General features: G+C 40.5%; 2 protein-coding genes and 2 pseudogenes. All 4 read right to left on the reverse strand.

Annotated elements, in window-relative coordinates; all coding sequences use genetic code 11:
• Nucleotides 1–31: 31 nt before the first annotated feature.
• Entirely contained in the window at nucleotides 32–2,050 is a 2,019-nt protein-coding gene (mutL, locus tag HMPREF9200_RS00255; protein WP_009352772.1) for a DNA mismatch repair endonuclease MutL, read from the reverse strand.
• Nucleotides 2,050–4,649: pseudogene (gene mutS, locus HMPREF9200_RS00260) on the reverse strand (DNA mismatch repair protein MutS). Before mutS ends, mutL begins: the two are co-directional and overlap by 1 nt.
• A gap of 15 nt (nucleotides 4,650–4,664) precedes the next feature.
• A pseudogene (gene miaB / locus HMPREF9200_RS00265) lies at nucleotides 4,665–5,974 on the reverse strand (tRNA (N6-isopentenyl adenosine(37)-C2)-methylthiotransferase MiaB).
• 1 nt (nucleotide 5,975) lies between these two features.
• Nucleotides 5,976–6,833, reverse strand: coding sequence for a hypothetical protein (locus HMPREF9200_RS00270; protein ID WP_009352777.1), 858 nt, complete (start codon nucleotides 6,831–6,833; stop codon nucleotides 5,976–5,978).
• Nucleotides 6,834–7,005 lie beyond the last annotated feature (172 nt).

The following is a 7,005-nucleotide window of genomic DNA, read 5'->3' on the forward strand; positions in this document are numbered from 1 at the left end:
TGTCTTTGAACTTGTGCTAATAAGATACATATTAACTCCGTAAAAATAATTTTCCTAATTCGTCTGGTGTAAATTTAATGATCGTAGGTCGTCCGTGAGGACACACATAGGGCTTTTCTGTGCTGAATAGGTCTTGCAGTAAAGCATCAATTTGTACCAAGTTTAGATTATGCCCCGCTTTAATGGCACCACGACAGGAAGCATAGGCCAACATTTCATGTCGTAATTGCGCTGCACTTGGACTTTGATGATCATGCATATAGGAAAATACGTATTGTAAAATCTCTGGAACTTTACTTTCAATAATATCCACAGGATGACCATCAATACGTAAGGAAGTGGGTCCTCCTTGGTCTACTTGGAATCCTAAGTCTAACAATGCATCTCTCTGTTCTTCCGCCAATGTTAATTCTTCCTCGCTAACATCCATGTACATAGGCATTAATAATTCCTGCATAGGAATGGACTCGGATGATTTGCATAGTTTGTCATACCGCACACGTTCGTGCGCTGCATGTTGGTCGATAATGTATAAATCATCGCCTTTTTTTGCCAAAATATAGCAAGAGGCTACTTGGCCCATAGGAAGTAATCCGTGATTAGCTACTGTTTTACTAGCATTAGTATTATATGAATTACCATGATCAGTATCATAGGAACTATCTATACCAAGAGCATCTCCAGTACGAGAATCACCTGCTAGACCTTGTACTGTACTTAAATATATCGATACGGATTCATTTCCAGCATGGTTTATATATGGCTCTACAGAACTTGGTACTAAATTAGGCCGTGATTCACGGATAGCTCTGAACCGATCTTTATCCTCTTGGGTATAACTTTTAGGCACAAAGTTTTCATTTACATCTAGGGTTTTGTTAAAGTTACCTTGCTCATACACAGTGCGCTGTGGCGCTGTATATCCCTTTTGACGGATTGTATCCACGAGAGCCTCTGTTTTTTCACGCATCACTGTAAATCCTTGGGAACGTCCAGTGAATACTTTATCGTAGTCGATGGCTGTAGCAATGGTTTCTTCTTGCTGGCTAGTCCTGTGATGAGTCGGATGTTCTAAGGCTTGTAAAATACTGTTATACACTGCTTTAAAAACCGGCTTATCGTCAGAGAATTTCACTTCACTTTTTCGTGGATGTACATTGATATCTACGGTCCCTGGAGGTACTACAATTTGTAACACTACCAAGGGATAGCCACCCTTCGGTAATAGGGCATGGTACGCTGTATCGATAGCCTTGTAGATAGCTTTGTCGGAAATAACACGTTGGTTTACGATGGTCGTCTGCCATTGACGGCTACTTTTTAGTACCGTTGGCTTGCTGACCACACCTTCCACATAAATACCTTCCGCCTCATAAGCAATGGGAAATACGTCTTCACTGACTTTAAATCCATAGAGAGCGGCGATAGTATCCACCATCTTATGATTCCCTGGTGTCATGATGGTAACTCGTGTATCAACAATACATTTGAAAGCAATATGGGTGTGGCTCAGTGCCAGTTTGCCAATCATATCTTGAATCTTATTCGCTTCTGTACGAGTAGATTTTAAAAACTTTCTACGAGCAGGGGTGTTATAAAATAAATCTTTCACCTCAATGGAGGTGCCCACTGATGTGCCACATGGATCGCAATCTACCATATGACCACCTTCGATATAAATCCGTGTGCCCATAGTATCCGTTTCCTGACGAGTCCGTAAGGTAAACTTAGATACAGAAGCAATGCTGGCAATCGCTTCACCACGAAAACCTAAAGAGGCAATATCGTATAAATCGTCGGCACTGCGAATTTTACTAGTAGCGTGACGCAATACGGCTAGCCGTGCATCTACTTCGGACATACCGCACCCATTGTCGGTGATACGCATGTATTCGATGCCACCTTCTGCAATTTCTACTTCAATGGAAGTAGCCCCTGCATCGATAGCATTTTCTACTAACTCTTTGATAACAGAGGCAGGGCGTTCTACCACTTCGCCAGCTGCTATCTGATTAATAGTCGTTTCATCTAGGACATGAATGGTTGGCATTACTTGCCACCTCCTTGTTTCGCCTCTTCCTGTAAACGATATAATTCACTGATGGCCTCTATGGGTGTCATACTCATTATGTCTAGCTTTAATAATTGATCCAGAACAGGTTGTGTAAATAAATCACCACTCCCGAATAGAGGGCCTGTAACACTTTGTTTTTCTTTTTCTTAGGCACTGCTTCCGATACCACTTTTCCATCTTCCAAATGAGATAGAATTGCGTTAGCTCGATCTAGAACAGCCTTAGGAAGACCTGCTAATTTAGCCACATGGATACCATAACTGCGGTCTGCTCCACCTTTTACAATGCGGCGCAAAAATAGCACATCATTGCCTTTATCCTTAACCGCCACCGTATAGTTTTTCAGTTTACTATATTGGTCTTCCAGTTCAATCAATTCGTGATAGTGAGTAGCGAACAAACTTTTACAGTGAATGGTTTCACAAATGTGCTCCACCACGGCACGAGCAATACTAAGACCATCAAAGGTAGACGTACCACGGCCGATTTCATCGAGAATTACTAGACTGTTGCACGTTGCATGTTCTAGGATATAGGATACTTCTTTCATTTCCACCATGAACGTACTTTGGCCTGTGGAAATATCATCGCTGGCACCGACGCGGGTAAAAATTCTGTCCACAGGAGCAATGGTGGCTTCTCTAGCAGGAATAAATGAGCCAATTTGCGCCATAATCATGAGCAAAGCCACTTGACGCATATAGGTAGATTTACCTGCCATGTTAGGACCTGTGATGAGGATAAACTCCTCTTCGGAATGGTTCAACACCACATCATTAGGAATGAACAATTCCTGTTTCAGCAAGGTTTCAATCACTGGATGGCGACCATCTTTGATGGAAATCGCCCCATTTGTAACAATAGTAGGACATACATATTTATTAGTAAAGGCCACTTCCCCTAAGCTCAAAATCACATCTAACTGTGCAATGCCACGAGCCGTTTCTTGAATCTCTTTAATATGTGCTTTAGCAATCAAACGCAAGTCTTGGTACAAAGAATATTCCAACTTTTGAATCTGTTCTTTTGCATTGAGCATTTTTATTTCAAACTCTTTTAGCTCTGGCGTAATATAGCGCTCTGCATTGGTTAAGGTTTGCTTACGAATGAAATAATCTGGTACGAGACCCACTTGCCCTTGGGATACTTCAAAATAGTATCCGAATACTTTATTGTATCCTGTTTTTAGGCGAATCCCTGTAGCCTGTTTCGCCTCTTCTTCTAAGCGATGTAGCCACTCTTGACTATTGGTAGCCAAAGAACGCAATTCATCTAATTCTGCACTGTATCCATCACGGATAACATGACCATCTTTCAACGCCAACGACGGCTGATCCACAATAGCGCGTGTTAATAGGTCACATAGGTCATTATGGGTGTGAATCATACTATGACAGTCTTGAAGAATATTAGAGGTACAATGTTGTATTACCTCTTGAATCATCGGTAAGACCCGCAAAGATTCTCGCAAGGATGTAAAATCTCTAGGAGACACACTCCCCGTTTCTACACGGCTTAGAATGCGTTCAAAGTCATAGACAGAAGTTAATAAAGAACGCAGTTGACTACGCATGGTCGGATTATCAATAGATTCACCTATGCCCATTTGACGGCGTACGATGCGATGGATATCCATTAAAGGATGCTCAATCCACTGTTTCAACATGCGAGCCCCCATAGGGGTTAATGTTTTATCTAGTACATCTAGGAGCGTACCTTTTTTAGATCCATCTCGAACATTTCTTGTAATCTCCAAATGGCGTAAACAAGATGTGTCCAATATCATGCGGTCTCCCACAGATAGTTGGTGCACATAATTAATGTGAGACGTATCTGTTTTAATAATTTCTTGTAAATAGAGAATGACATAACCTAAGGCTTCTAATACATCTTCTTCTAGCAAGCCGGCGTCAGAAAAATGTTCACGACCTTTTAGACGAATATTGTCTATAGTTTCTGTAGGCGTGAACGGAGACAAGGCTATGCCTGACATTTGACGTGTCAAAAAATCTTGGATACTAGTAGGTAATTCACTACTACCAGCTAGGATAAGCTCTTTTGGTTGGTACATAGTGAAAGCATCAAATAAAGAACTTTCACTAGAACTATCCATACGTTCCCAAATCACTTCACCAGTAGTGATATCTGTGAACAACACAATGCGCTGCCCCCCTGTTTCATAGGTCAAGGCTAAGAAATTATTTTCCCCATCTTTTGTACCGTTTTCACTGAGTACTGTACCTGGTGTGATAACCCGGATCACATCACGTTTTACGATTCCCTTTGCCTCTTTAGGATCTTCCACTTGTTCACAGATGGCTACCTTGTATCCTTTACTGATGAGTTTTTCAATATAGGATTCCGCAGAATGGAAGGGAACGCCACACATAGGAGCTTTATCTTCTTCACCCGCATTGCGACCTGTTAAGGTGATATTCAATTCTCGTGATGCGGTGATAGCATCGTCATAAAAAAGCTCGTAAAAGTCACCTAACCGAAAAAATAATAGTTCCTTCTCATAGCGAGCTTTAATACTAAAATACTGCTCCATCATAGGCGTTTGTTTCTTGCCCATCCTGCTAACTCCTTTCTATAGTACAGTGCCGTATAATACCCACGTTTGCCCTTTATCGATACGTACATCGATAGTATCCCCAATTTTTAAGGTCTCTTGTTTAGGGAATAGGACCATTTTATTGCCCGATGTACGTCCAAACCACATGTTTTCATCAGTACGGCTCGGTCCTTCTACGATGATATCGTAGACCTTGCCTTCCATGGCCTGATTCAACTCGAGGGAAATCTCATTTTGCACATCCATCAAGGCTTGTAAGCGAACACGTTTCACTTCCTCTGGCACTTGCTCTTCAAATTCCGCCGCTGGAGTACCAGAACGTTTGGAATAGATGAAAGTAAATGCCATATCATAGCGTACATCTTTCAATAATTGCAATGTTTGTTGGAAATCTTCCTCTGTTTCTCCAGGGAATCCAACAATAATATCTGTAGTGATAGTAACTCCATCGATTTTTTCACGGCAATATTGCAACAAATCTTTATATTGTTCCACAGAATAATGACGATTCATGCGTTTCAAAATATTGTCAGATCCAGACTGCACTGGTAAATGCAATTGTGTCACAATATTAGAAGAACGACCTAAGGCATCTACCATGCCTTTCGTCATATCTTGGGGGTGGCTTGTCATATAACGAATACGCTCGATACCTGGAATGCCATCTAAGGCATCTACTAAAGTACCAAAGTCTGTACCATCTTTAAAATCCAAACCATAGGAGTTTACGTTTTGTCCCAACAAAGTGATTTCTTTAAAGCCCTTTTCACCTAGTTCACGCACATCCTTCACAATGGACTCTACAGGACGGCTAATTTCACGGCCCCGCACATGGGGTACGATACAGTATGTACAGAACTTATTACAACCATTCATAATTGGTACCCATGCAAAGAAGTACCATTTGGTTTCGCCGCTAGTTCTGGTAATACAGTGTTATCCATTTCTACATTGACTTGGCGTTTTTTCGTACGTTGCACTTCTTTTACCATTTCATTGATATGTTGGATATTATGCGTACCCAATACAATATCAATATGAGGTGCTCGTTTGAACATATCCGCTTGGTTCTTTTGTGCCATACAGCCAGTGATGGCAATGATTAAGTTTTTATTCTTTTCTTTCAAATGCTTTAACTCGCCAATACGGCCATAAATTTTATTTTCCGCTGTTTCACGAACGCAACAAGTATTTAAAATAATCAAATCCGATGAATCTACATCTTCTGTAGGTACATATCCAACAGACTCTAATTGATGTGCCAATCGTTCTGAATCACTTTCATTCATTTGGCAACCATATGTATAAATATAGTATGACTTCATATTACTCCTTATGCTTGTATTTTACTTTTGATGGCTCAATGGTGCCACCTACCTTAATGGCAAGCCTTTCGATAGACATGCCTGTAATATATTCAATTTCTTGACGTATCGTTTTTTGCAAGGTATCCATGATTTCCTTTACCACGAATCCTAGCATAACGGTAACGTCAATTTGTAAGATTAAACCATTAGTGACTTCTTTACTTTTCTTAATGTCCATACTGCGTACATCTGTCACACCTGGAGATTTTTCAATGCTATTCCTGATGAGTGCTTGAATCACTGCATCTTCAAAAACTAGTTTTCCATAATAGCTAAAAGCTGGACGGATAACAGATTTTTCCCATCCTTCATCTTGTTTCGAAGATAATCTAGTTCTTCGCCAGAAAGATTTAATAGGGTCAATTAAAAAGCCTTTAAAATGAGGCTTCAATTCAACAGTTGGAACGGGAATAATATGCTTTCCTTCCTTTAATCTAGCGTGTTGTGCTTTTTCAATATCTTTTGGGGTGGCTACATCTTCAATATGGATATAATAGGACGGCCCAGGGATGCCGAGGGCTTTCGTGATTTTTCCAATCATATTTTCCGACGTACCTAATATCATAAGGCGTTCTGGTTGAATTTCATCTAGCGCTTTTCTTACGCTTTCTACCTGTTTTTTATCCTGAAAGATAGCACGTCGAACTGCTTTAATGCGATTTTCTTCTTTTTTTGCAGAAAAACCACCTACAATACGATTATTATGAATTAAAATTCCATCATCAATGATACAAGATGCGTGATGTTCATGTGCCACCACCAATGCTCTATGACTTTTACCTGTTCCGCTAGGGCCAATAAATGCGATTACATCCATACTACACCTCTATGCTCCTTGTAAGGCTTTCATAAAATTAGCTACCCACTCATGTTGTATTTCGTATTCTCCAAGACCGATACTTTCAGGGAAACGATCTTGAATGCCATGAAAGTCGGATCCACCAGATATTAACAATCCTCGAGTCTCTGCAATCTTGCGATATTTAGTA

Origin of the sequence: Veillonella sp. oral taxon 780 str. F0422 (genome assembly GCF_000221605.1) — a bacterium.
GTDB lineage: Bacteria > Bacillota > Negativicutes > Veillonellales > Veillonellaceae > F0422.

What these genes read in the sequence shown, in the direction of transcription:
- mutL (WP_009352772.1), bottom strand. Translation starts at nt 2,050, where the DNA reads ATGCCAACCATTCATGTCCTAGATGAAACGACTATTAATCAGATAGCA.
- HMPREF9200_RS00270 (WP_009352777.1), bottom strand. Translation starts at nt 6,833, where the DNA reads ATGGATGTAATCGCATTTATTGGCCCTAGCGGAACAGGTAAAAGTCAT.